General features: G+C 62.0%; 21 protein-coding genes. 7 read left to right on the forward strand and 14 right to left on the reverse strand.

All coding sequences use genetic code 11. The annotated features are described in order from the left end of the window. Nucleotides 1–5: 5 nt before the first annotated feature. Both NKH57_RS16485 and NKH57_RS16490 read right to left on the reverse strand, forming a co-directional pair. Nucleotides 6–3,365: a transglutaminase family protein gene (locus NKH57_RS16485; RefSeq protein ID WP_352945500.1), complete on the reverse strand. Its 3,360-nt coding sequence runs from the start codon at nucleotides 3,363–3,365 to the stop codon at nucleotides 6–8. A gap of 112 nt (nucleotides 3,366–3,477) precedes the next feature. After that, nucleotides 3,478–4,674: an acyl-CoA dehydrogenase gene (locus tag NKH57_RS16490; RefSeq protein ID WP_352725421.1), complete on the reverse strand. Its 1,197-nt coding sequence runs from the start codon at nucleotides 4,672–4,674 to the stop codon at nucleotides 3,478–3,480. Between the two features lie 156 nt (nucleotides 4,675–4,830). Between NKH57_RS16490 and NKH57_RS16495 the strand changes: the two genes are divergently transcribed. Then, complete coding sequence (locus tag NKH57_RS16495) at nucleotides 4,831–5,742, forward strand: LysR family transcriptional regulator (protein ID WP_352945502.1); 912 nt, start codon at nucleotides 4,831–4,833, stop codon at nucleotides 5,740–5,742. On the opposite strand, the gene NKH57_RS16500 is transcribed toward NKH57_RS16495, so the two are convergent. The 8 genes from NKH57_RS16500 to NKH57_RS16535 form a co-directional block, all read right to left on the reverse strand. Next, complete coding sequence (locus NKH57_RS16500; protein ID WP_352945504.1) at nucleotides 5,743–8,067, reverse strand: Tex family protein; 2,325 nt, start codon at nucleotides 8,065–8,067, stop codon at nucleotides 5,743–5,745. 127 nt (nucleotides 8,068–8,194) lie between these two features. Further along, nucleotides 8,195–9,376, reverse strand: coding sequence for a serine hydrolase domain-containing protein (locus tag NKH57_RS16505; RefSeq protein WP_352945506.1), 1,182 nt, complete (start codon nucleotides 9,374–9,376; stop codon nucleotides 8,195–8,197). A 159-nt stretch (nucleotides 9,377–9,535) separates the two neighbouring features. Then, complete coding sequence (locus NKH57_RS16510; protein WP_352945508.1) at nucleotides 9,536–10,732, reverse strand: serine hydrolase domain-containing protein; 1,197 nt, start codon at nucleotides 10,730–10,732, stop codon at nucleotides 9,536–9,538. Nucleotides 10,733–10,798: 66 nt separating this feature from the next. Beyond that, entirely contained in the window at nucleotides 10,799–11,827 is a 1,029-nt protein-coding gene (locus tag NKH57_RS16515) for an extracellular solute-binding protein (RefSeq protein ID WP_031260861.1), read from the reverse strand. 29 nt (nucleotides 11,828–11,856) lie between these two features. Next, nucleotides 11,857–12,669, reverse strand: coding sequence for an ABC transporter permease (locus NKH57_RS16520; protein ID WP_352599764.1), 813 nt, complete (start codon nucleotides 12,667–12,669; stop codon nucleotides 11,857–11,859). Continuing rightward, a complete protein-coding gene (locus tag NKH57_RS16525) occupies nucleotides 12,662–13,594 on the reverse strand; it encodes an ABC transporter permease (protein ID WP_352945511.1) in 933 nt (310 codons plus the stop codon). The genes NKH57_RS16520 and NKH57_RS16525 overlap by 8 nt, the downstream gene beginning before the upstream one ends. Then, the gene (locus NKH57_RS16530) at nucleotides 13,594–14,688 is read right to left on the reverse strand and encodes an ABC transporter ATP-binding protein (RefSeq protein WP_352725407.1); all 1,095 of its coding nucleotides are present in this window, start codon (nucleotides 14,686–14,688) and stop codon (nucleotides 13,594–13,596) included. Before NKH57_RS16530 ends, NKH57_RS16525 begins: the two co-directional genes overlap by 1 nt. 156 nt (nucleotides 14,689–14,844) lie before the next feature. Next, complete coding sequence (locus tag NKH57_RS16535) at nucleotides 14,845–16,518, reverse strand: amidohydrolase (protein WP_352945513.1); 1,674 nt, start codon at nucleotides 16,516–16,518, stop codon at nucleotides 14,845–14,847. A gap of 258 nt (nucleotides 16,519–16,776) precedes the next feature. Between NKH57_RS16535 and NKH57_RS16540 the strand changes: the two genes are divergently transcribed. The 4 genes from NKH57_RS16540 (at nucleotide 16,777) to NKH57_RS16555 (ending at nucleotide 20,284) form a co-directional block, all read left to right on the forward strand. Continuing rightward, nucleotides 16,777–17,430, forward strand: a complete 654-nt coding sequence (locus NKH57_RS16540; RefSeq protein WP_352829088.1) for a TetR/AcrR family transcriptional regulator — start codon at nucleotides 16,777–16,779, stop codon at nucleotides 17,428–17,430. 23 nt (nucleotides 17,431–17,453) lie between these two features. Continuing rightward, nucleotides 17,454–18,485 (forward strand): histone deacetylase family protein, encoded by a 1,032-nt coding sequence (locus NKH57_RS16545; RefSeq protein WP_352945515.1) that lies wholly within the window; start codon nucleotides 17,454–17,456, stop codon nucleotides 18,483–18,485. Between the two features lie 97 nt (nucleotides 18,486–18,582). Next, a complete protein-coding gene (locus tag NKH57_RS16550) occupies nucleotides 18,583–19,776 on the forward strand; it encodes an ImmA/IrrE family metallo-endopeptidase (RefSeq protein ID WP_084025623.1) in 1,194 nt (397 codons plus the stop codon). A gap of 1 nt (nucleotide 19,777) precedes the next feature. Next, a complete protein-coding gene (locus NKH57_RS16555; protein ID WP_352945517.1) occupies nucleotides 19,778–20,284 on the forward strand; it encodes a DUF4411 family protein in 507 nt (168 codons plus the stop codon). A 73-nt stretch (nucleotides 20,285–20,357) separates the two neighbouring features. On the opposite strand, the gene NKH57_RS16560 is transcribed toward NKH57_RS16555, so the two are convergent. After that, nucleotides 20,358–21,551 (reverse strand): TMEM43 family protein, encoded by a 1,194-nt coding sequence (locus NKH57_RS16560; RefSeq protein WP_352945519.1) that lies wholly within the window; start codon nucleotides 21,549–21,551, stop codon nucleotides 20,358–20,360. Nucleotides 21,552–22,138: 587 nt separating this feature from the next. Here NKH57_RS16560 and NKH57_RS16565 point away from each other — a divergent pair. Continuing rightward, a complete protein-coding gene (locus NKH57_RS16565; protein ID WP_352945521.1) occupies nucleotides 22,139–22,849 on the forward strand; it encodes a helix-turn-helix transcriptional regulator in 711 nt (236 codons plus the stop codon). Next, the gene (locus tag NKH57_RS16570; RefSeq protein WP_352945523.1) at nucleotides 22,846–23,616 is read left to right on the forward strand and encodes a helix-turn-helix transcriptional regulator; all 771 of its coding nucleotides are present in this window, start codon (nucleotides 22,846–22,848) and stop codon (nucleotides 23,614–23,616) included. The genes NKH57_RS16565 and NKH57_RS16570 overlap by 4 nt, the downstream gene beginning before the upstream one ends. A 5-nt stretch (nucleotides 23,617–23,621) precedes the next feature. Here the strand turns inward: NKH57_RS16570 and NKH57_RS16575 are convergent, their stop codons facing one another. Genes NKH57_RS16575 through NKH57_RS16585 form a run of 3 tightly spaced genes read right to left on the reverse strand, consistent with a single transcriptional unit; the run spans nucleotide 23,622 to nucleotide 26,197 of the window. Next, entirely contained in the window at nucleotides 23,622–24,098 is a 477-nt protein-coding gene (locus tag NKH57_RS16575) for a BspJ family T4SS effector nucleomodulin (RefSeq protein WP_352945525.1), read from the reverse strand. Continuing rightward, the gene (flhB, locus tag NKH57_RS16580; protein ID WP_352599744.1) at nucleotides 24,095–25,177 is read right to left on the reverse strand and encodes a flagellar biosynthesis protein FlhB; all 1,083 of its coding nucleotides are present in this window, start codon (nucleotides 25,175–25,177) and stop codon (nucleotides 24,095–24,097) included. Before flhB ends, NKH57_RS16575 begins: the two co-directional genes overlap by 4 nt. A 9-nt stretch (nucleotides 25,178–25,186) precedes the next feature. Further along, on the reverse strand, nucleotides 25,187–26,197 hold the full coding sequence (locus NKH57_RS16585; protein WP_352945527.1) for a flagellar motor switch protein FliG: 1,011 nt from the start codon (nucleotides 26,195–26,197) through the stop codon (nucleotides 25,187–25,189). Nucleotides 26,198–26,202: the final 5 nt, after the last annotated feature.

The raw sequence follows: 26,202 nt of genomic DNA on the forward strand, positions 1-26,202 counted from the left end.
GCTGATCAGAGTCTTGCCGGCCGCCGAAGGTCAAGGGTCATCGGGAAATCTTCCGCCGGTTGTTCTTCACGCAGCACATAGGCGGACGGCGTATGCCCGCGCGGTTCGAAGCGGGCGAGGCGCCGTGCCTCCGCCTCATTGCCGTTGACCGGGAATGTATCGTAGTTGCGCCCGCCCGGATGCGCGACATGGTAGACGCAGCCGCCGACCGCCCGGCCCGACCAGCGGTCATAGATATCGAACACCAGCGGCGTGTTGACCGGCAGTGCCGGATGCAGACCGGAGGCCGGTTGCCAGGCCTTGAAACGGACGCCCGCCACGGCGACTTCGCGATTGTCCGTGACCTTCATGGGCACGATGCGGCCGTTGCAAACGATCGCGTGGCGCTCCGGATTGAGACCTTCGGTCTTGACCTGCAGCCGCTCGACCGAGGAATCGACGAAGCGCACGGTACCACCGATCGCTCCTTGCTCGCCCATGACATGCCACGGCTCCAGCGCCTGGCGCAATTCCAGCTTGACGCCGGCGTGCAGAACTTCGCCGCAGAACGGGAAGCGGAACTCGAGCTGGGCGTCGAACCATTCGGGCCTGAACTCGAAACCGTTGAGCTTGAGGTCGTCAAGCACGTCGAGAAAATCGGCCCAGACATAGTGCGGCAGCATGAAGCGATCGTGCAGCGACGTACCCCAGCGCACGAAGCGGCCGTCGAGCGGGCTCTTCCACGCGCGGGCAATGATGGCCCTGACAAGCAGTTGCTGCGCCAGGCTCATGCGCGCATTGGGCGGCATCTCGAAGCCGCGGAACTCGACAAGACCCAGCCGGCCGGTTGGACCGTCCGGCGAGAACAGCTTGTCGATGCAGATTTCCGAACGGTGCGTATTTCCGGTGACATCGGTCAGCAGGTTGCGGAACAGCCGGTCGACCAGCCACGGCAAGGGTGCTGCGCCCTGATCTGGATGCGGCACCTGCGCCATCGCGATTTCGAGCTCGTAGAGCGAGTCGTGACGCGCTTCGTCGAAGCGCGGCGCCTGGCTTGTCGGGCCGATGAACAGACCGGAGAACAGATAGGACAGCGACGGACGCCGCTGCCATTGCAACACAAGGCTCTTCAACAGGTCCGGCCGGCGAAGGAATGGGCTGTCGTTGGGCGTCGCGCCGCCGACGACGACATGGTTGCCGCCGCCGGTGCCGGTATGGCGGCCGTCGATCATGAATTTATCGGCGCCAAGCCGTGTCTGCCGCGCTTCCTCGTAGATCGCCCTCGTCGTCGCCACGCAATCCTGCCAGTTCGAAGCCGGATGGATGTTGACCTCGATGACGCCGGGATCGGGCGCCACGCGGATGACGTTGAGGCGCGGATCGTGCGGCGGGCCATAGCCCTCGATATGCACGGGAAGGCCGATCGCCTTTGCTGCGTTCTCGGCCGCTGCGACCAGTTCCAGATAATCTTCCAGCGCCTCGACCGGCGGCATGAACACGCAAAGCCGTCCGTCGCGCGGTTCGACCGAAAGTGCGGTACGCACCGCGCCGCCGATCTCGGTGATCTCCTGTTCGACCCGATCCTGCTGGCCGGTCACCGCCGTGAAGGACGCCGCCTGCTGGCGGCGCGCCATCTCGTCGGCGCCTTCCTGCTCGGCCGGAGCCGTCCCGGGCAATATGGCTTCGCGCGCGGGCAACGGTCCGCGCGGCAGCGATGGATCGACCGGCACGATGTAGGGGAACTGCGCCGGCGGCACATAGGGCAACGTGCCGAGCGGCAAGCGATAGCCGACGGGTGAATCGCCCGGCACCAGGAACAGCCGGCCGCGCCGCGTCTGCCATCTTTCCGAGCGCCAGCGCGGCCCTGTTGCCTGGCTGTTCCAGCGCTGCACGGGCAACACGTAACCCGACGGCTTGGTCAGCCCGCGTTCGAACACTTTCGCCATGCGGCTGCGCTCTTCCGGGTCCTCAAGCTTGGAGTTGGACGGATCGACATTGTCCGGCAGCTTGCCCTCCTTGAGCAGCCACTCGGCCGGATCCTCAAAGGCTTCGCTGACCATGCTCTTGTCGATGCCGAGTTCGCCGGCAATCGCGGTGAGCAGGCTTTCGGCCTGTTTCGGGCCGATATCGGCCTCGCTCCTTTCGCGCGCGATCAGCGACGGATCGCTCCACACCGGCTCGCCATCGGCCCGCCAGTAGAGCGAGAAGGTCCAGCGCGGCAGGCTCTCGCCGGGATACCATTTGCCCTGGCCGTAGTGGAGGAAACCACCCGGCGCGAAACGCTCGCGCAGTTTTCGGATCAGTTCATCGGCCTTTTCGCGCTTGGTCGGACCGACGGCGGCGGTGTTCCATTCGGCCGACTCGAAATCGTCGATCGACACGAAAGTCGGCTCGCCGCCCATGGTCAGCCGCACATCCCCTTCCGCAAGTGCGGCATCGACCTTGTTGCCCAGAGCGTCAAGCGCTTGCCAGCTTTCGTCCGAAAACGGCTTGGTGATGCGTGGATGCTCTGCGATGCGGTCGACCCGCATGTCGAAGCCGAATTCGACATTTGCAAAGCTCGCCATGCCGGAAATCGGGGCTGCGTTGCGGAAATGCGGCGTGGCGGCGAGCGGCACATGGCTTTCGCCGGTGAGCAGCCCCGAGGTCGGGTCGAAGCCGATCCAGCCCGCGCCGGGAAGATAGACCTCGCACCAGGCATGCAGGTCGGTGAAGTCGACGGCGGTTCCGGCCGGCCCGTCGAGCGCCACCAGATCCGGCTTCAACTGGATCAGGTAGCCGGAAACGAACCGCGCGGCGATGCCGAGATTGCGCAGGACCTGCACCAGCAGCCAGCTTGAATCCCTGCACGAACCCTTTTTCGCCGCAAGCGTCTCCTCCGGCGAGAACACACCGGTCTCCATGCGAACGATATAGGCAATTTCGCGCTGCAGCCGCGCATTGAGATCGACGAGGAAATTGACAGTATTCGGCGCGCTGCGGTCGATTGTCCCGAGCAAGGCCGAAAGCAACGGACCGCCTGGTTCCGGCGTCCGGTAGATGGCGAGATCGTCGCGTATCTCTTCCGGGTACTCGAACGGAAACGCTTCGGCTGACGGCTCGACGAAGAAATCGAACGGATTGTAGACCGTCATGTCGGCGACGAGGTCGACCTCGATCTTCAGTTCCGTCACCGGCTCCGGAAAGACGAAGCGGGCAAGGAAGTTGCCGTAGGGGTCCTGCTGCAAATTGACGAAGTGGTTCGCCGGCTCGACCTTGAGCGAATGGCTGAGCACCTTGGTGCGGGAATGCGGCGCCGGCTGCAGCCTGATGATCTGGGGGCCGAGAATCACCGGCCGGTCGTACTTGTAATGGGTCAGGTGATAGACGGCTGCCAGAATTGCCATGGGGCCCCGGAATTCAGCGTTTCAAACGATTTCACTGAACCCTGACACATCAGGCGGCCATTCTCCAAGCAGAGATGTTGCGGTGCACCTAATTTAAGCGGCTGCCGAACGCTCAGAAGAACGCCTGTATCCCCGTCTGCGCCCGTCCCAGGATCAGCGCGTGCACGTCGTGCGTGCCCTCGTAGGTATTGACCGTCTCCAGGTTCTGCGCATGGCGCATGACGTGGTAGCCGATCTGGATGCCGTTGCCGCCATGCATGTCGCGGGCCTGGCGGGCGATGTCGAGCGCCTTGCCGCAATTGTTGCGCTTGACGATCGAGATCATTTCCGGCGCCATCTTGCCTTCATCGAGCAACCGTCCGACGCGCAACGATGCCTGCAGCCCAAGCGCTATCTCGGTCTGCATGTCGGCGAGCTTCTTCTGGTAAAGCTGCGTGCCAGCCAACGGCTTGCCGAACTGCTTGCGATCAAGACCGTACTGGCGGGCGCGATGCCAGCAATCTTCCGCCGCACCCATCGAACCCCAGGAAATGCCGTAGCGGGCCCGGTTGAGGCAGCCGAATGGACCGCCAAGGCCCTTGGCGTTGGGCAGCAGCGCGTCTTCGCCGACTTCGACGCCTTCCATCACCACTTCGCCGGTGATCGATGCCCGCAGCGACAGCTTGCCGCCGATCGTCGGCGCCGAAAGCCCCTTCATGCCCTTTTCCAGCACAAAGCCGCGGATCTCGTCCTTGCCGTTCTCGCCCTTCAACTTCGCCCAGACGACGAACACATCGGCGACCGGCGCGTTGGAAATCCACATCTTCGAGCCGGAAAGTCTGTAGCCATTGGCGGTCTTCTCGGCGCGCGTCTTCATGCCGCCGGGGTCGGAGCCGGCATCCGGCTCGGTCAGGCCGAAACAGCCGATCCACTCGCCGCTGGCGAGTTTGGGCAGATACTTCTTGCGCTGTTCGTCCGAGCCATAGGCATAGATCGGGTACATCACCAGCGACGACTGCACTGACATCATCGAGCGATAGCCGGAGTCAACACGTTCGACTTCGCGCGCGACCAGCCCGTAGGTCACATAGTTGGCACCGAGGCCGCCAAACTCCTCGGGAATATTGATGCCGAGCAGGCCGGCCTCGCCCATTTCGCGGAAGATAGCGGTGTCGAAGGTCTCGTTGAGATAGGCGTCCTCGATCCGAGGCGCCAGTCTGTCGGCGGCAAAGGCTGCCGCACCATCGCGCACCATGCGCTCGTCTTCCGAAAGCTGGTCCTCGATCAAGAACGGATCTTCCCAGACGAATGCATTCTTGTCGGCAGCCATGGCGTTCTCCCAAACCAACGCATGTCGCCCAAAAGTATTCAGCGGTTTTGGGATGACGACATGCATGAAGCAAAATCTTGGCCCGGCTTATCGGCCCGCGCCCCGGAAAAATCAAACGAAATTGCCTAATCGATCAATGAGCGTTAGTAATGGATCATGAGTGTCCAGCGCCGACTTTTGCCCAACATCAGCGCCCTTGCCGCCTTCGAGGCTGTGGCTCGGCTCGGCAGCTTCACCGCTGCTGCCCAGGAGCTCGATCTGACCCAGGGCGCGGTCAGCCGACAGATCAGGTTGCTAGAAGATCAATTCGGCCGCCGACTGTTCGAACGCGACAGCCGCAATGTCAGGCTGTCGACATCAGGCGAGATCTACGCCGACGCTGTGCGTTCAGCGCTTGGCCAGTTACGTGACGCGGCCCTTGGATTGATGAGCAATCGGCATAGCGGCATCCTGAACCTTGCCATATTGCCGACCTTCGGTACGCGCTGGCTGATGCCGATGATCCCCGATTTCGTCGAAAACAACCCGGACATCACCATCAACTTCGTCACCCGCATCGGCCGCTTCGACTTCGCTAGGGAGAGGCTGGATGCGGCAATCCACTACGGCCTGCCGGACTGGCCGGAGGCCGACTCGACGCTTTTGGTTCGCGAAACTGTGGCGCCGGTCGTCTCGCCAGAATTCCTCGCCGGCCGCGCTATCGCCTCACCGGCCGATATCGGCCGCCTGCCGCTGCTGCATATGGCGACGCGGCCCGGCGCCTGGACCGAATGGTTCGAGCATCAGGGGCTGAGCGCGCCGAGCGGACCCGGCATGCAGTTCGAACAGTTCGGCACCGCTGCCCAGGCCTGCATGGCTGGCCTCGGCGTGGCGCTGTTGCCGCTGATCCTCATCGCAGGCGAATTGCATCGCGGCCAACTCGTGCTGGCGCCCGGTCAGCCCATGCAAAGCCGCAGCGCCTACTATCTCGTCGTGCCGCACGACAAGCGTGGCCATCCGCCGGTCGCCAGCTTTCGCGACTGGTTGCTGGGTCAGGTTGAGAAGGAGCCGGCTGTTCTGGCTTGGTAGCTACTTCCGCTTCAGCGCATCGGCCAGCGCCGCGCCGAACGCGCCTTGCTGTGCGGGCCGCTCCGGCTGGCGCTGCGGCGCCGGTGCACGCGGCGCCGGCCTGCCGCCGCCATTGTCGCGCGGCCCACCGCGCGGTGCCCCGCCTTCGCCCCCGTCCTTGCGCATCGAAAGCGCGATACGCTTTCGCTTGATGTCGACATCGACGACCCGCACCTTGACCACATCGCCAGCCTTGACCACCTCATGTGCGTCCTTGATGAACCGGTCGGCCAGCTGCGAGACGTGCACCAGGCCGTCCTGATGGACGCCGATATCGACGAAGGCGCCGAAGGCGGCGACATTGGTGACCGTTCCTTCCAGCAGCATGCCGGGTTTCAGATCCTTGATGTCGTCGATGCCGTCGGCGAAGGTCGCCGTCTTGAAACCGGGACGCGGATCGCGGCCGGGCTTTTCCAGCTCCGCCAGGATATCGCGCACCGTTGGCAAGCCGAAACGCTCGTCGACGAAGACGCGCGGGTCGAGCGCCTTGAGTGCGGCACTGTCCCCCATCAGCGAACGGACATCGCGCCCACAGGCGGCGACGATCTTCTTCGCCACGCCATAGGCTTCCGGATGCACCGACGAGGCATCGAGCGGCTCGCTGCCGTTGGCGATGCGCAGGAAGCCGGCGGACTGTTCGAAGGCGCGCGGTCCGAGCCGCGGCACCTTGAGCAGGTCCTTCCGGCTGGCGAAGGGGCCGCTCGCATCGCGATGCGCGACGATGGCGTCGGCCAGTGACGCGCCGAGCCCCGAAACTCGGGCCAGCAGCGGGGCCGAAGCGGTGTTGAGATCGACGCCGACGGCGTTGACCGCGTCTTCCACCACGGCCTCCAGCGAGCGGCCGAGCCGGTACTGGTCGACGTCATGCTGATACTGACCGACACCGATCGATTTTGGTTCGATCTTGACCAGTTCAGCCAGCGGATCCTGCAGGCGCCGGGCGATGGACACCGCGCCGCGCAACGACACGTCGAGGCCGGGAAATTCTGCCGCCGCCGTCGCCGATGCCGAATAGACCGAGGCACCCGCCTCGCTGACGATCACCTTCAGCGGCTTCGGGCCACCGTCCGCCGGCATGTCGGACAGCATGTCCGCCACCAGCTTTTCCGTCTCGCGGCTGCCGGTGCCGTTGCCGATCGAGATCAGCTCGACCTTGTGCAGGCGGATGAGCTTGGCAAGTTCCGCCTGCGTGCCACGCACATCGTTCCTCGGCGGAAACGGATAGACGGTCGTCGTGGTCAGCAACTTGCCGGTTCCGTCGACCACCGCCACCTTGACGCCGGTACGGATGCCGGGGTCGAGCCCCATCGTGGCACGAGAACCGGCGGGCGCCGCGAGCAGCAAATCCTTCAGATTGCGGGCAAAGACGTGGATCGCTTCCTCTTCCGCTCGTTCGCGTAGGTCGCGCATCAAATCGAGCGTCAGGTGCAGCGACAGTTTTATGCGCCAGGTCCAGCCCGCCACCTCCATCAGCCAGCGGTCGCCCGGCAGGCTGCCGCCGATGGCATAGGCATTGGCGATCATGCGCTCGACCGGCTTCACCGGCGACGTGTCGTCGGCATCGACCTCGATGTCGAGCGACAGCACTTCCTCGTTGCGGCCGCGCAGCATCGCCAACGCGCGATGGCTCGGCACATTAGCCCAGCGCTCAACATGGTCGAAATAGTCGGAGAATTTCGCGCCGGCCTCCTGTTTGCCGTCGACCACCCTGGCCCGCATGAAAGCACGTTCTTTCATGTGGGTGCGCAACTTGCCGATCAGGTCGGCATTCTCAGCGAACTGTTCCGACAGGATGTCGCGCGCGCCGTCGAGCGCCGCCTTGGCATCGGCCACCTCTTCGCCGACATAGGCCAACGCCAGGTCAGCAGGCACCAAAGCGCGGTTCGCGAGAATGGCTTCCGCCAGCGGCCCCAGCCCGCGTTCCCGAGCGATCTCAGCCTTGGTGCGGCGCTTGGGCTTGTAGGGCAGATAGATGTCTTCCAACTCTGCCTTGGTGGTGGCGGCGACGATCTTGCCCTCAAGCTCTGCGGTCAGCTTGCCCTGCTCGCGGATGGAGCCGAGGATGGTGTCGCGGCGGGCATCGAGCTCGCGCAGGTAGGCAAGCCGTTCGGCAAGGTCGCGCAATTGCGTGTCGTCCAGCCCGCCGGTGACCTCCTTGCGGTAGCGCGCCACGAACGGCACCGTCGCGCCCTCGTCGAGCAATTCGATCGCCGCGACCGCCTGTTCGGGCCGGGCACTGATCTCGGCCGCGATGATGGCTGCGATGCGCTTGATGTCGGATGCCATGTCGTTCCTGCTCTCGTCGAAAGAGCGGCGACCATAGGCGCAGACGTTCGGTCCGCCAACCGCCGCACTTCGATCAGCCCGGCGGGTCCACAGGAAAGCGCGCGCCAATGTGGCGACTAGATCCGGTCTAGACGAGGCGGCTAAGCGCCTCGAAAAAGGCGACGATCTCGGCATCGAGCCGATCGTCGACCGGTTCCGGCTGCGACGACATCTTGGCGATCACCACTTCGGTCTTGGGATCGACATAGAGCCACTGGCCATGGATGCCGATGCCGCAATAGGCGCCGCTCTCGTGTCCAGTCTGGTACCATTTGTTGCGGTAACGGCCCTTGGGGAACAGTGGCCGCATCGTGCCGCGCTGCCAGGCGGCGGCACTGCCGCCGGCAGCAACCGTGTCTCGCACCCAGGCTTCCGGCACGATGCGCCGGCCGTTGGCCACCCCACCTTGCCGCATCATCTCGCCAACGCGCGCCAGGTCGCGCGGCGTCACCGAAATGCCGCCGGCGGTGCGGGCCGTGCCTTCCATGTCGATGCTGATCGAAGCGTCGCTGACGGCGCCAAGCGGCAGCCACAATTTCTCACGCATCAGGTCGGCAAAACGCTGGCCGGATGCGCGTTCTAGCAGCAGCCCGAGCAGGTCGGAATTGGGCGAGCGGTAGCGGAAGGTCTGGCCATGCGGTTCGGCCAGGCGCTGCAGAGTCAGGATGAATTCGCGCAGGCTCTCCGTGCCGCCGCCAGGATTCCACAGCGTGGCGCGGCGATAGCGGGCGAAAGCGCTCTCCGGATCGAGATAGGCTTCCTCGAAATCGAGACTGACGCTCATGTCGAGCACATGCCGCACGCTCGCATCGCCATAGGCAGAGCCGGCGGCCTCAGGAATATACTGCGTCACCGACGCTTCCGGGCCGAACACCCCCTCGCCTTCCAGTATGCCGGCAATGATGGCCGTCAGCGACTTGCTGATCGAAAAGATGATATGGCGGGCGCCGAAATCCATATGCGGTGCGAACCAGTCGCCGACGATCTTGCCGCCTTTCATCACCGTCAGCGCATCGGTGCTCGAACGCCCGAGAAATTCAGCCACCGTCTCCGGTGTGCTGGCGACCGTGACCTTCTCGCCGAGCAGGCCGCTCATGTCCCGGACCGGCATCTCGACACCAGCCGGCGCTGCCGCGACGCAGGCGGTAGGCACCAGTTCGCCAAGATTCTGGAACGACCATCGGTTGAACGGGTTTTCGCGCCAGTTGGCGAGCAGTATCTCATTGCGGCGGAAGCCGTACCGGGTCTCGAACGCGGTCTTGCCGGTCATGGCGTTTCCTCCCAAGTCTTTTTTAGCGGCGGTTTCGAAAGTCGGTCCGGCGAGTCATATGGTGGTGGTTTCGAGAACCGGAGCGGAGCGGACATTCAGGTGCTTGAGCACCGCAACCGCAGAAAACGCCGTCAGATGGCCGAGTTTCCAAACAGGCTCTCAGCTCAGTGCAGTAGCGATGGCGTGCACGGCCTTCAGCGTTGCCATGGAATAGGCGACATTGCTGAAATCCGGCCAGGTCGAAAGCTTCACCACGACCATTCCGGTGTTCCAGTCGATATGGATCATCTGCCCGAACACGCCCCGGCACATCAGAGCGCGTGAGCGCGGGTCCTCGATCCAGAACTGGTTGCGATAGCTGCCCTCCGGCAGGCTGGGGCTGAAATCCGGCCCATGCGTGCCGTTGCGTGTCGCCTCGATCCATTCGGCCGGCACGACGCCGCCACCATTGTCGAGGATCAGCTGGCCAAAGCGGCCGTAGTCGCGCAGCGTCGCGTTGAAGCCGCCGTCGGCCACCGCATAACCGGCGCTGTCGACGGTGAAGCAGGCGCTTTCGTCAGCGCCGAGCTTTTGCCAGAGTTCTTCCGAAACCAGCTGCGGCAGCCGCTTGCCCGTCACGCGCTCCATGATGAAGGCAAGCACGTCGGTCTCGATCGAGCGGTATTCGAAGGCAGCCCCGTGCGGGCGGGTCGTTTCCTTCAGGCCCAGGATCAGTTCGAACATGTGCGAGGGCCAGCGGAAATCCGGGTCGCTGTCAGGCGGCACGGGTTTCCAGCCGGTGGCGACATCGACCTGGCCGATGTCCGAATAGCGGTCGCTATATTCCTCGGAGAAACGCACCCCGCTGGTCATGTCCAACACATGCTGGACGCTGGCGCCGGCCCAGCCTGTCGCGCTGAGTTCCGGCAGGTAGTCGGTCACCGGCTTGGCCGGATCGATCAGGCCGCGCCCGACCAGTATGCCGAACACCGAACCGGTGATGGACTTCGCCATCGACTGCGACAGGTGCAGCGTGCGTTCGCCCATGCCGTTGAAATAGCGCTCATAGGCAACCTTGCCGTCCTTGAGCACCAGGAAGCCATCCGTATAGGTTTCGTCGAGCAGCCCGGCGAGCGTCGTCGGCGCGCCTGTGCTGTCCTCGACCGCCAACCCGTCGAGATCGACCTCGGCGCGCTCGAAACGGTGGCGATGGCCATTGCCGCGCCAGACTTCGGCGGTCGGCAGGAATTCGCGGATGTGCTGGAACGCCCAGCGGTTCCACGGCGGCCGGTCCCAGTCGAGCTTGGGAACCACCATGGCGGGTGGCGAGCCCTGCATGATCGGCGGCCGCGGGTCGCTGTTGCGGTAGGATAACATTGAGCCTCTCGTAAGCGCGAAGAAGGGAGGCCGATGCCCCCCTTCCGTAGGATTTTGAACCGAGCCTTATTTGCGCAGGTTGGTCCAGATCTTGTTGTAGATCTCGACCACCTCAGGCGGGCACGGTGGAACGAATTCGGCTGCCGGCGCACCTGCCGGAGGGTTGAGTTCCGGCGAATTGGCGAAATCCGCTTGCAGGAACTTGTGGCTGCCGGCAATGCCGTTGTCATAGCCAGCGAATTCCGAGATCAGCGCCGCGTTTTCCGGGGCCATGACGAAATCCTGGAACAGCTTGGCATTATCGAGGTTCTTGGCGCCTTTCAGCACCGCCACATTGTCCATCCAGCCTTCGATGCCTTCCTTCGGATAGGCATACTTGATGGCGGGGATTTTCTGCCTCGAGCGGTAGGTCGCGCCGTTCCACTGTTCCGTCACGATTACGTCGCCGGAGGTGATCTTGGTGATGGTGTCGTAGCTGAAGGTCTTCCACGACGGCTTGGCGGCCATCAGGATGTCGTTGACCTTTTTCAGATTGGCCTTGTCGGCACCGCAGCGCGGCACGCCGGCATAACGCTCGGCCGCATGCATGACGGTGTTGACGTCGTCGAGCACGTTGATCTGGCCCTTGAGCTCTGCCGGCGGGTCGAAGAGGATGCTGAGCGTGTCGATGTCGCCCTTGAACTTGTCCATGTTGACCGCGAAAGTCGTGGTGCCGAACTGCCACGGCGCGGTGTAGTGGCGGCCCTTGTCCCAATAGATGTCGACAAAACGCGGATCGATATTCTTGCCGTTCGGCATCGCGTTGGGCTCGGTCTTTTCGAGCAGGCCCTCGTCCACCATGATCTTCACGGTGTAGTCGGAGGGCACCACGATGTCGTAACCGGAATTGCCGGCGCGCACCTTCGACAACATGGTTTCGTTGGAATCGTAGTCGTCCAGCGTGACCTTCACATTGTACTGTTTCTCGAACTTCTCGATCAGCTTGGGATTGGTGTAGTCACCCCAATTGTAGATATGCAATTCGCCATCTGCGAGCGCAGGCAGCGCCCACAAAAGCGCTGCCGTCGAAACGGCAGCCATCATCTTCCTAGACATTTATTGTTCTCCTTTGCCTTCCCATTAATTCAATTGGCGCGTCGGCGCGCGATCAGGAACGATACCGAGACGAAGAGAATCGAGACCAGCAGCAGAATGGTGGAGATGGCGTTGATCTCCGGCGTCATCGGTCGCCTGATCTGGTTCCAGATATAAAGCGGCAGTGTCGTCTGCCCTGGCCCCGCGACGAGCTGCGTGATGGTGAAATCGTCGAAGGACACGATGAAGGCGAGTGCGGCACCCGACATTATGCCGGGAACAAGTAAGGGCAGCGTCACACGCTTGAATGCATTCCAAGGCGTCGCATAGAGATCCGCGGCCGCGTATTCGAGCGTCAGGTCCATATCCTCCAACCGCGCCCGAATCGGCATGTAGGCAAAAGGAATGCAGAAAACAGTGTGGGCGAGGATCAGGTTGCCGATGCCGAAGTTCAGCCCGAACATTCCGGCGATCAGGGCGAAGAAGGACAGCGTCGCCACCGCCGTGATGATTTCCGGGACCATCAGCGGCAGGTTGATGATCATAAAGGCTGTAGACAAGCCCCGCCACGGCTTGACCCGGGTCATGCCGATCGCAGCCAGAGTGGCTGTGATCGTCGAGATGATCGTTGCGGTCACCGAAATGATCATCGTGTTCTTGGCAGCGCTGTGGAATTCCTCGTTGAGCAGCGCACTGCCGTACCAGCTGAGCGTAAGACCTTCCCACTGCGTGACCAGCGAACCACTATTCAGCGAGAAGATCATCAGGATCAGGACAGGCACGTAGAGCACGCATAGGCAGATGATGGCGATAGAGCGGAAGCCCGGCTGGTCCTTGATGTCGATATTGCGGGGATCAGCCATGTTGCATCCTCCCCGACGTGTTGCGGACGTAGAAGAAGAGCGCCACCAGCACCGCAGCCATCAGGATCAAAGCCTGGGCACAGCCCAACGGCCAGTTGCGCCCGGATCCGAATTGCTGGGCAATGAGATCGCCGATCATCAGATGTATGCCACCGCCGAGGATAAGCGGGGTCACATAGGCGCCAAGGGCGGGAATGAAGACCAGCAGGCAACCGGCAATGATGCCAGGCCGCGACAGCGGGATGATCACACGCCATAGGACTTGCCGTCGTGTCGCGTAGAGATCGTACGCGGCCTCTATCAGCCGGAAGTCCAGCTTCTCCAGGCTCGAATAGAGCGGCAGCACCATGAACGGCAGAAAGGCGTAGAGCAATCCGAGTTGGATGGCGAAATTGGTGTAGAGCATCGTGATCGGTTTATCGATCACACCCAATGCCATCAGCGCATTGTTGATCAGGCCTTCGTCGCGGATGATGAACATGATCGCCAACGTGCGGACCAAAAGGTTCGACCAGAACGGGATGGTGATCAAAAGCACCCACCAATTGCGCTGCGCTGGCGCCCGCGTCGCCATGAAGTAAGCGGTGGGAAAGCCGAGCAGCAGGCAGATGACCGTCGTCACCACCGCAAACAGAAAGGAGCGCAAATAGATGATCAGGAAGTCCGGCGTGAACTGCAGCGTGTCGTCGAAAATATCGCGCTGGAACAAGAAGTTCAGATAGGCGTCGGTCGAGAATTGCCATTGTACGCCGCCATAGGGTGCCGCGACGAGGAACGAATAGACGCAGATGATGATTAGCGGCAGCACTCCGAAAATGCCGATGATGACCAGCGCCGGAACGGAGAGCAGTCGGTTGCGCCGCGCGGTGGCCTTGGCAGCCCCTGTCTCGAACAAAGCGGCTTTTGAGAGTGTGGTGGCTACCATCAGTCCCTCAACACCTGTGCGGCGTCGTTGCCGATGGCAATGCCGACCTTGTCACCCTGCTCGAAACCGCAGCCTGCACTGCGGGTGTTCTGCTGGCGAACGGTGAAGGCCTCGCCACTATCGAGACGGACCTGAATGTGTGTATCAGTGCCGAAATAGACGATGTTTTCCACCGTCCCGGAAAGGTCACCCTTGGCGGCGGTCAGCTTGGCGTGCTCAGGCCGCACCACTATGGTGGCTTTGTCTTTCGGCTGGAAGCCTTCCGCGACCGTGGCATTGATCGTCGCGCCGGATTTGAGTGTCGCTTGAGCCTTTCCATCGCTGACGCCGGCAATTGCGGCAGTCAGGAAGTTGGTTTCGCCGATGAAATCGGCGACGAAGCGTTCCGCCGGCTTGTCGTAAATATCCCAGGGCGAGCCGACCTGCAGGATCTTACCCGATGACATCACCGCGATGCGGTCCGACATCGTTAGGGCTTCCTCCTGGTCGTGGGTGACGAAGATGAAAGTGATGCCGGTCTCGTGCTGCAGCCGCTTCAATTCGATCTGCATCTCCTTGCGGAGCTTGTAGTCGAGCGCCGACAAGGGCTCGTCGAGCAACAATACCTTGGGTTGGGGCGCGAGCGCCCGGGCCAGCGCCACGCGCTGCTGTTGGCCGCCGGAGATCTGGCTGGTGCGACGACCGGCGAGTGCTTCCATCTTGACCAGCTTCAGCATCTCGGCCACGCGCACCTTGATCTGGGCCTTCGGCTTGCCCAGCATCTCCAGGCCAAAGCCGATATTGTCGGCCACCGTCATGTGCGGGAACAGCGCATAGGACTGGAAAACGGTATTGACCGGCCGCTTGAAGGGCGGCAACGGCGCGATGTCCTGGCCATAGAGCAGGATTTCACCGGCCGTTGGAAAGTCGAAGCCGGCGATCAGCCTGAGCAACGTCGTCTTGCCGCAGCCGGATGGGCCAAGCAGCGTGAAGAACTCGTTCTCGCGGATGGATACCGAGACCGTGTCGAGGGCAGCGACCTGCCCCTCACCTGATCCGAAAATTTTGCTGACGTTTACTACTTCAATCGCATTCCGACCCGGTTTGTCCGGCACGATTACGCCTCACTGTTGACCCCGCTCTTGCTGGCGGAGCTCTTCCCCTGTTCGATGTGACCACATGGCCGGTAGGTTGGCAAGTCCGGCATTGAATCACAGTTCAGTTCATTATCTCGGCTAGCAAGCCATGCACCAGCAAGCCTCATGCCATTGTCAGGCCTGATAGGTTACCTTTCCGCCGCAGATCGTCGTCACCGGTCGCACCTTGTCCAGATCGGCCGGAGCCGTCTTCTCGATATCCGCCGACAAAACCACCAAATCGGCCATGTAACCGGGTTTCAGCGTGCCTTTGCGGTGCTCGGCGAATTCGGCATAGGCGCCCTCGACCGTATAGCCGGCAACCGCTTCACGCAGCGAGAAACTCTGGTCCGGCAGGCCTTCTGCCCAAGGTTTGCGCATCACCGCCGCTTGTATGCCCAGGATCGGATCGATCGGCGACACCGGCCAGTCGGAAGCGAACACAACGCGAGCGCCAGCATCCTTGAGCGTGCGCCAGGCATAGCTCAGCGGCCACCTCTCGCGGCCGATGCGCGAGAGTGTCGGTTCCAGCGGGAAGTTCAGCGCGCCGGGCGGATGTGGCGGCTGCATGGATGCAATGACGCCCAATTCGGCGAAGCGCGGCACGTCGGCTTCGGTAATGACCTCAATGTGCTCGACCCGATGCCGGCTGTCGCGCTTGCCATTGGCCTTTTGCGCCGCCTCGTAGCCGTCGAGAACCGCGCGTACCGCTCCGTCGCCGATGGAATGCACCGCGATCTGCAGGCCGCGCCGATCGGCCTCCACCGCGACTTGCGCGAAATGTTCTGGCGTAAACAGCGGCTCGCCGACCCAGTCCGGACGATCCGCATATGGCTCGACCATCACCGCCGTCCATGAATCGAGCACACCGTCGTAAAAAACCTTGACCATGCCCGACGACAGCCATTCCGACTTGTAGGTCGAGGCCATCGTCGATGCCTTTTCAAGCATGTCTATGTCCATGAAGTTCTTGAAGTGGAAAGGAATTTTTGTGCGGCATAGCAATCGCCCCTCCTGTTCCAGGCCGGCAAGCAGCTCAAGCTGGTAGAGGTTTCCGTCCATATTCTGGATCGACGTGATGCCGTGCCTGGCGCACCATTCGAGGCCGCGATGCATCAGATCGCGGTCGGCAGCCAGTTCCTCGGCCAAGGGGTAAGGCTCTGGCTCGCCGCCGGTCAGGCCAAGCCGCGTGCGGTTCTGGCCGAAGAATTCCAGGATCGGGCCGAATGCCTCGCCTTCGCGCAATTCGCCTGCGGCGAGCCCGTCGGCGCCCATGACGATTTCGTTACCCGGTCCCAATTGGCGGCCGTGCAGAAGCCCTGCCTGCTCCAACGCCATGGTGTTCGCCCACATCGTATGGTGGTCGGAAGCCGACATGGCAAAGGGGCGGTCGGGGATGATGCGGTCGAGATGATGCCGCGTAACCGGCTCGGAAAGGATCGCATAGTCGACGCCGGCGCCGATCAGAAGCCTGGCGTTGGGCCGTGCCGCCGCAAAAGTCTGGATCGCATCACGCAAGGCGTCGAAGCCGTGCACGCCAGCCAGATGCAGATTATCGAGTTCGGCAGCGCCGCCGAACAGATGCATGTGGGCCTCGATGAAACCCGGCAAGACCGAACCGCCCTTGGCGTCGATGACCTTGGTGGCTGGTCCCTTGAGCTGTTCGATGGAGGCGCGGCTGCCGATGGCGACGATGGCGCCGTCCTTGACGGCAACTGCCTCGGCGGCGGGATTGTCATCGTCCATGGTCAGCACGCGACCGTTGATGACGATCAGATCCGCGTTTTGACCCGCACCCGTGACTGACATCGCGACTCCGCGTTTTTGACGACCGACTGAGACCGACAACCCCGGCGTCCACAACCTGCCACTCCACTGGAGCGGCGCTATCGGACAGAAGTGATGTCAACTCGCCGTCTTCGAAATTTCCCTTGTTATGCCAAGAGACAGCGTGGATAAAGAATGCGACTGATCATTCGCGTTTGTCAACATGCGGAATATCGAATGTATTGTGGACAGCACGCTCCGCCTGTGTTGAGACCAGGCGGGGAACGAGGACAGCAGGCCATGAAGCGCAGTCTCGACCGCAAAACCAGGATAGCGCTCGAGCCGCGCAAGCAGCCGCGGCAACAACGGTCGAGCAAGGTGGTCGACAGGATCCTCGACGCGGCGCTGGTCTTGACGCGGGAGCAAGGAACCAGGACGCCGACGACGCTCGCCATTGCGCAGCGCGCGGGCCTGTCGGTCGGTTCGGTCTACCAGTACTTTCCCAACAAGGAAGCCATTCTTCTGGATCTCGCCCGGCGCTGGCTGTCATCCTTTCCCGAGGTGATCGCGAGGCGCATCAAGGTCGCCCCGCCCACCAACCGCGAAGAGTTCCGGCGTGAAGTGCGCAAGCTCTTCAAAGACACGTCCAGGCTCTATCTCGATAATGCCACCTTGATGCCGGTGATCGAGGCTATTTCAGGCAATGCCGATCTCCGGCCGATCCAAAACGAATATGACGAGCAGATCATCGCCCTCTATGCCGCATGGCTGCAGCATGTGAACCCGGCTCTTGAAGACAAGGTCGCCAGCCGGCTTGGCGTGCTGATGATGGAGGTCGGCCATGCCTGCCGGCTTGTAGGGCTGAAAAAGGACCGCAGGACATACGACCTCATCGAGGACGATGTTGAAACCATGTGGCTCGCTCTGGTGACACCCTATCTCAACCTTGAATGATTTCGCATTTCGAGAGGAATTTGATGAAGACTGTCTATTCGCCGCTACACGCTGGCCATGCCGGCCAGATGGAACTGGTTACGAGTGCGATCGTGCCGGGTTTCGAGAAGCCCTCGCGGGCCGAATTCATCAAGGCGCGGGTCGAAAGCGAGAGACTGGGACCGATCGTCCTGCCGCTCGAGCATAATCTTGCCGCCGCAAAGCGCATCCACAAATCAGACTATGTCGACTTCCTGCCGACGGTCTGGCCGCAATGGGTGGAAGCCGGCCTGAAGGGCACGGCGATGCCCTTCACCTGGCCGACGCGCGGCTTGCGCGGCGACGTGCCGCCGAAGCGCATCGACGCCCTGCTTGGCTACTATTCCTTCGATGCCGGCGCCACCTTCGTCGAAGGCACATGGGCTGCGATCAAGTCGTCCTATGACGTGGCGCTGACCGCTGCCGGCCTGGTCAAGGACGGCGACGCTTCCGCCTTCGCGCTCTGCCGTCCGCCCGGCCATCATGCCGGTGCAGGCTTCATGGGCGGCTATTGCTACATCAACAACGCCGCTGTCGCCGCCCAATGGTTCCGCGACCAGGGCGCTGCCCGTGTCTCCATCCTCGACGTCGACTACCACCACGGCAACGGCACCCAGGAGATCTTCTACGACCGCGCCGACGTGCAGGTCCTCAACCTGCACGGCGATCCGATGGTCGAGTACCCGTTCTTCCTCGGCCATGCCGACGAAGGTGGCGCCGGCGAAGGCGAAGGCTTCAACGTCAATTATCCGATGCCCTTCGGCACCGACTGGGACGCCTGGAATGCCTCGCTCGAGGACGCCTGCGCCAAGCTTGCCGCTTACGCCCCGGATGTCGTCATCGTCTCGCTGGGTGTCGACACGTTCGAGAAGGACCCGATCAGCCAGTTCAGGCTGAAGACGACAGACTATCCCAAGATCGGCCGCCGCATCGCCAGGCTCGGCCTGCCGACGCTGTTCGTCATGGAAGGCGGCTATGCCGTCGAAGAGATCGGCATCAACGCCGTCGGCGTGCTGACCGGCTTCGAAGGCAGATAGAGGTGTATATTCCCTTCAGACAAGTGTAAGCGCGCCTTAACAAAAATCTGCGCAACTGTCGATTGGGCCGTGGATTTGTCCTATTGGTTGGGTAAGGATGCAACGTATGGCCGGGGGAGCGCAGGAAAGGATTCCGTTTAACAGCGAAGTTTTTCGCTGGGCGCGCCACCGTGTCCATGGCGATATCGAGGACATCGCGCGGCGGATCAACGTAAGCCCAGATAGGCTCGCGGAATGGGAAGCGGGCGATAGGTCGCCCACGGTTAAACAGGCAAGGCGGCTTGCCGATATCTATGATCGGCCGTTTCTGGAGTTCCTTTCCAAGGAAATCCCTCACGTACCAGCGACGGAGCTTGTACCTGATTTCCGCTTCCATCGCGGAGGCACACCGGGGCAAGAACTGGCCGCTCTAGAGGAGGTTCAGCGCTGGGCGGAGGAGCAACGGCTAAACGCCCTAGACCTACTAGAAATCATTGGCGATGATCCGCCAAAGTTTCCGGCGCATCTGTTTTCGTCCGTAGACAATGACGTCGAACCGGTCGCCGATAAGGTTCGCGATGCCATTCAATTCAGCATCGAAAAGCAACTTGCCATCCGATCAGACAAGCGCGACCAATTTCCAAATTTTCTCAGGCACAAATTTGAGGAAATGGGCGTTCTCGTTCTCCGTCAAAATGGACTGACAAAGCTGCGGACAAGGGGAATTTGTCTGTTCGCGGAACCACTTCCAATTATTGTGTACGGAGGCGAGGCACCAAGTGCGCAAGCGTTTACGCTTTCGCACGAACTCGGCCACATCCTACTCAGGCAAAGCGCGATTAGTGGCCCACCCAGGTTTGGGAAGGCAAAGGGCCTCAAGCAAATCGAGGCATGGTGCAATCGATTTGCGGCGGCCTTCCTTATGCCGAAGAAGGCCATCGTGAGAGATATGGGCGGCGAGAAAGCGCCCAGGGATGAGATTGGAGAAAGAGAACTTCGGTCGCTGGCAAATCGCTATGCCGTAAGTCGGCACGCAATGCTGATCCGGCTGGTAGCGCTAGGGTTCGTGAAGCCAGCTTTTTATTGGTTCGTCAAACGCCCAGAGTTCATCAAAGAGGAAGAAGAATACACTGGCGGGGGGCGATCCAAGTATTACGGCCAGCGCTATCGCTCCAGTCGTGGCGACTTCTATACTGGGCTAGTTATCGAGGCTTGGAATAGCGGACGAATTACAAACCACAATGCGGCAGAGTTTATGGGGATCAAGAGCCTGTCGCACCTATACGACATAAGGAACCATTTCGGGGACTAGAGTGGCGGCTTATTGCCTCGATACGTCTGGCTTCAGCAACCCTCTGGAAAACCTTCCGGAGGACATTTTCGCGTCCTTGTGGGCGCAAGTTATGAAGGTGGTCGAGGCGGGCAAGCTTTGCTGCAACACCGAGATCCTGACCGAACTTGGCTCGATTGAGGGGAAGCTCGGCGAGTGCCTAAAATCATGCGCTGAATCAATGTGTTATGAGATCGGCGACGACAAATGGCCGTGGTCGGAGTACCTTGATTGCGTCGAGAAGCTAAAGGCTAAATACGAGCCCGTGATTTCCGAGTACAACGGAAACCGCAAAGGCACGGTCGGCTTGAATGACATCTCGATCATTGCGCTGGCGATGACTTTGAAGCTTCCCATCATCAGCATGGAGAAGCCGAACACCTATCAGCCCAGTGTCAAGAAAATGCGCATTCCTGATGTGTGTAAGATCGAAGGCGTAAACCACCTGTCGTTTAACGAGTTCCTGAGAGCGGAAGGCATATCAATATGACGCTGTCGCTTTCCCAAGCCATCCGCGAAGAAAAACGAGGAACCGGGCGACAGCGACGCCGCCCGGCTCGCGATCAGCTCGTGGTGGCAGCACTTGGCACTGCAATCGGCGCGACTGCCCTGCGCGAGCGGCCGAGGTAGTAGACCGCCGTCGCCGCGATAACGCCGGCCGCAAGGATGCCTGCCGCCAGAACCGGCCGATACCAGAACCAGGCAATGGCGATCGTCGTCGTGCCGACCAGGATCGCCAGGAAGAAGGCGATGATGCCGGTTCCCATCCGCGCCATGCTGCCGAGGAACGGGATGACGTCGAGGATTACGCCGATCGGGCTGAGGAACAGGGCAAAGCCGATCGTCAGCAACAAAAGGCCGGCGGCGCGCAGCAGCCAGGTGATCAGCGTGTTTGCGCTGATCGCCTCGGCGAACATCTTGTCGGCCGGGACAGTGCCGGCGTCGACCATCAGCAACGCATCGCCCGCCTCTGTCTGGTAGGGCTCGAACCGGCTGCCGGCCTGGCGCGCGACGATGCTAATCAGGCCGAGCGGCGCCAGCTCATAGCCGATGCGGTAGTCGCCCAGCGTCGGCGTTGTCGTGTCGGCGCCGAGATAGATCTTGCCGTCAACGACGCTGAGCGGCCTGGCGCCTGTATAGGCGGCCTTGATCGCGGCTGACTGGTCGGCCGACAGCGAATAGTCCTTGTCGCCCTCGATGCGATCAAGCACCGGCTGATCGAGCGTGAAAGCGCCAAGCTTGCCCTCCGGAATCTGGAAGGTCCGGCTGTGGATCGCCATCGGCGGATTCTGGTGGCCGTCCGGCTTCTTGAAATCCGATGAGTCGATCTGGCTGTCGTCCCACACCTCCGAATAGCTGTAGGTGGTCACCGTCTCCTCGCCGCCGCCAAGCTTCTTCGTGGTCTCGGATTTGGACTCTTCTTTCCACTGGTACATCTCGACGCCGCGCGACAACCGCAGCCCTTGCGCCGCAATGCCGAAATCCGGATCCGCGAGACCACTGTCCGCCGTCACCAGGCCGCTGACATGCACCAATTTACCGTTATTGGCGGCATCGACGCTGTCGGCGCTGGCCGAAACCACGGCGTCGGCCCCTTCGGCCAGCGAGCGTGCCGTCTGCACCGCGCGGCCCTCGTTCCAGAACAGCCCGATCACCATCAGCACGACCAGAAGCAGGCCGAAGATGACCCCGCCGACCGTGCGCTTGATCCGCCCGAACCACGAGACGGATGTTACTTCCCGAAATGAATCGCTCATTGTTTCCCCCGAAACCACTGGTGCTAAAATTTGAGCGTGGCCGGCGGCCGCGCATTGAACCTGTCAATCAGCGTGGATCTGCGTACCGCCCCATGCCGATGGCCGCCAACAAGGGCTACCCATCTCGCCCGGTCGGATCGAAGGGACGCGCCCATCCCTGTCGATCAGCGAAAACCTATCGGAATCGATCAGTCTTCGATACGGCAGCTTTGCAACAAGGCCGGCTTTTTTGTGCCGACGTTTCAGGTGCGTCAGGGCGGCAAAACGGCTTGGAGTCCGCCTCTGAGTCGTACGTGAGTCCACCGGATTCGATTTTGTCAAATCGCGTTTGATGTCGGATTCAACTGCGGGTAGATTAGACCCGAATCAGCCGGTCCTCGGGGGGCGCGGCGACCACCCAAAGTCTCTTGTTCCGGAGCTTTTCCGGCACCAGACGCGGACGGCTTCGCGTTCCCTGAATGGATTCGAAACTGGTTGGCGCAGCCCTGCGCCACGCGTGTGTCTTCGTCAAAGTGATGCGTATTCGGGTTCGGCGGCTGGCTTCCAGCAACCGGACGGCAGAAACGATTCCGGCCAAAAGCAACAGAATGAGCAGTCCCGCAGCGCTACTTCAATCCGACACGTTGGGCTCGCGCCTGACGTCGCGCGGCGACCTCACCAGCTTTTTCATGCAGCTGACCGCCGAGATCGGTGCCGACAGCTATATGCTGGTCGCCATCGTCCACGATCAGGACCGCAACGATGCGCGCATCGTCTCGTCCAACTGGATTTTCGACGCCATCGAACTGACCGGCAAGCGGCTGATCGCCGGGCTTGCGCAAGGAGCGCTCACGGTGGGGCCGGGTATCCGCCCGATCGCTCTGGTGGCATCCCAGGCGCCCGAGGCTGACGGACTGATCACCGGTGAGGAAGCGCGCCTTCTCGACGTGCTTGGCCATGCGGAGATCTATTCGCTGCGCCTCAATGTCGGCCGCCAGCGTCTGTTCGCCCTGTTCTCCGCGGCGACTGCCGGCAACATCGACCAGCCGGCGCTGATGCGGGCGCAGCTGAAATGCTGCTATGCGCTGTCGCACATCCCGCAGCTGATTGCCGCCGCCGCGATGCAGGATCCGCTGTCGGATCGCGAGCGCGAATGCCTGTTCTGGGTCTCCGAAGGCAAGACCACGGACGAGGTCGCCGTTATCCTTGGCGTCTCCTCCAACACCGTCAACAGCTACATCACCCACGCCATCCAGAAATTCGCGGCCAGCAACCGCGCGATGGCCATCGCCACGGCGATCAGGAGCGGCATCATTTGAAACACGCCGATATCAAAGAAGCTGCCGAAGCCCTTTTCAACGAACAGCGCAATCCGTTCGGCGCCTTTTCTCTCGGCTCCGAGACCCATCACGCCGTCACCATTCCCGATGCCGTGCGGCGCTGCCGCTGGATATCAGTCGACATCAACGCCTCCGCCTTCGGCCTGTTCTTTGTCAGCCCCTCGCCCGAACGCGCACGGCTCGTCCCTTGCCTTGATTCCGACTATCCCGGCATTTCGGTGGCGACGAAATTCATTTCAGGCGCCAATGGCGAGGAGATCGTGCGCCACACCCGCATCTCGACGGAACCGCGCTGGTGGACGGATGACGGCGGCGCCGCCATGGCGGCGATGTTCGACAATCTCGCCTGGACCGAGCAGATGGCCCCGCTGGCGCCCGGCACCAGTGGCATCGCGTTTCCCGTCCACGCCGATCGTGGGCAGTGCGGACTCGTCGTTTTCATGGGCTCTGAGATAGCCTTGCCGCAGGACGCGCTCTACGAGATCCACGCCCGCTGCTTCTCGTTGTTCGCCGCCGTGGCGCGCATCCGTCCCGGCGATGCGGGCCGCATGCGCTCTATCTCCAAGCGCGAACTCGAATGCCTGAAGCTGACCGCCAATGGCAACACGAGCGAGGAGATCGCCCGGCTGCTGAAACTGTCGGTGCACACAGCCAACCAGTATCTGACCCAGTCGACCCAGAAGCTCAACGCCGTCAACCGCAACCAGGCCGTTGCCAAGGCGCTGCGTCTTGGCCTGATCGAATAAGGTAACTATAGGATTGGCCCGCGGCTGTCGGAAGCGATCGATGTTCCGCGAAAGGCCCGCGGCTCGACGTTGCGGATACGCGCCTTTTCGATGACCGCCTCGAGCAGAGCCGTGTTGTGCTCCGGGTCTTCGCCCGGCTTCTCGAACGACACGTAGTTGACCACCACCGATGCGCCGTTCTCGCTCAGCGTCAGCTGGAAATAGACGGTGACCCCAGGCGGCCTCAACTCCAGATCGAGCACGATGCGCGGGCTGCCGGTCCAGTCGACATGCGCCTCGCCGCCATGGCCGAGCCGCAGTGTGCCAGGCATGAAGAACAGCTCCACCGCTGAGTCGACGAGATCCGACAGGCATGCGAAATGTTCCAGCCGGATGAAAGCTATATAGTCGGCGACATCGATCAGCCTCAGTTCACCCACCACCTGCTCGATGGCACTGGCGACGATGATCTCGCGGGATTTTGCATGCGGTTGACGGTTCATGAAATCTGTCTGCGCTCAGCCTTTTTCGAGTAGACGATCCGCACCAGTTCGGCGACGGCCTGGTAGAATTGCGATGGGATAACACTATCGACCGAAACTTGCTTGTACATGGAGCGGGCGAGCGCCACGTCCTCGAAGATCGGGATGTTGTTTTCGCGTGCGATCTCGCGGATTTTCAGCGCCACCAGATCCTGCCCCTTGGCCAACACCATTGGTGCCGAGTCCTCGTCGCGCACGTATTTTAACGCGATCGAGAAGTGCGTCGGGTTGGCGATGATCAGCGTCGCGCGCGGCACCGCCGTCATCATCCGCTTGCGCGCCCGGTCGCGCGCCAGCGAGCGCAGTCGCGACTTGACGATCGGATCGCCCTCGGACTGCTTGAACTCGTCCTTGACCTCCTGCTTGCTCATGCGCAGGTCCTGCTTCCAGTGGAAGCGCGACCAGACGATGTCGACTGCCGCGATCAACCCCATGACGAAGACGATCGCCACCAGGATGTCGACGGCAATGCCTCGGATGACGAGTCCGAAAGCGACCGGATTGGTGATCATGCCGGCGAGCAGCTTGCGGTGGTCTTCCGACAGAGTGAAGCTCAGCACGACGATGGCAAAGCCGACCTTGCCGAGTGACTTCAGGAACTCGACCCAACCCTGAATGCCGAACAGCCTGTTCCACCCCTTGGGGATCGAGATGCGCGAGAGTTGCGGCCGCACCCGCTCGCCGACGAACTGCGGCATGTTCTGGAACACCGAGGCGCCGACACCGGCGACAGTCAGCAGCACGAACAGGCTGATGACGGCCCGGCCCACCTCGAAAATGACAGTCTTGTAGAGCGCGATGACGTCCGTCTCGGTGTCCATCGGCCAGGCTTCCGGCTTCTCCAGGAACATCGACAGGAACATGCCGAGATCGATGACCGCGTCCTTGGCGTAGAAGACGGTGAACACCAGTATGGCAACGAAGGATGCAAGGAGCGCCGTTTCCCGCGAATGGGGCAGTTTGCCCTGTTCGACAGTGTCGCGGATCTTCTTTTCCGTCGCCTCTTCGGTTTTCGAATCCTTGTCGACCGCGTCAGCCATGGCGCGGTCTTAGGCGGCGTCTTGGGTCGACGGAAGTTCGAAGGCGCCTTCGCGCGACAGCCGGATCGTCGTCGTCACGATCGTCTTGCGTGCTGTTGTGATATCGGCGAGGGGAACCCCTTCCGAACCTTGTCCGAGTTCGGCTTCGATCATGCGCCGCGACCGCGCGCCGATCGCCGACAGCACGGATTCGGCAAGTCCCGCCTGCGCGCCGCGCAAGGCCAGCGTGACCAGTTCGGTCGAAAGCCCGTCGAACAGCAGCACCCGCGCCTTCTGGGTGAGCAACGGCAGGTCGTCGAAGGCGAACAGGCGCGCCCGGACACCATCAAGGTCGGGCGTGCCGGCGGCCTCCAGATCCTGCATGACCTCCTCGAGCAGCGGCTTGTCCAGTTCGTTGAGAACGCTGGCGACACGCGCCTGCCCGGCAGAAGTGTCTTTGGTCGAGGTTTCCGCCAACACGCTGGTGCGCAGCCGGTTTTCGACGATCTTGCTGGCGGCGTCCGGAACATTGGCCATCGTCACCATGCGCTTGATGATTTCGCCACGCATCGGCTTGGTCAACGTCAGCAGCACGCTCGCCGCAACCTGCGGCGCCAGCTTCGACAGCACCATGGCCGCAGTCTGCGGGTGCTCGCCCGCCAGGAAGGCGCCAAGCCGCGCCGGCTCGAGCTTTTCGAGCTCGGGCCAGATGGGCGGCGGGCCTTCCGGGGCGACTTCGAATCTCTTGTCGCCCATGATCGCGCTCATCTCTTCGGGCGACAGCGACTCGTTGAGGATGGTGTCCATCCTGTCGGCGGAATCGAGCAATCCCGCCCCTTCGGTGAACTCGGCCTCGAACTCGGCGACGATGCGCTCGAGATCGCTTTGCGGAATCGTCCGCAGCAGTCGGGCGCCCTCGATCAGCGCCTTCAGTTCTTCCTGCTTGAAGAATTTCAACAGGCGGCTGGCCGACGGCTTGCCCATCGCCACCAGTATGGCGGCTGCCTTCTGCGCGCGGGTCAAGGTGGCCGGCGTCGTCATGCCAC

The sequence above is a fragment of the Mesorhizobium sp. M1050 genome (assembly GCF_040318715.1).
Taxonomy (GTDB): Bacteria; Pseudomonadota; Alphaproteobacteria; order Rhizobiales; family Rhizobiaceae; genus Mesorhizobium.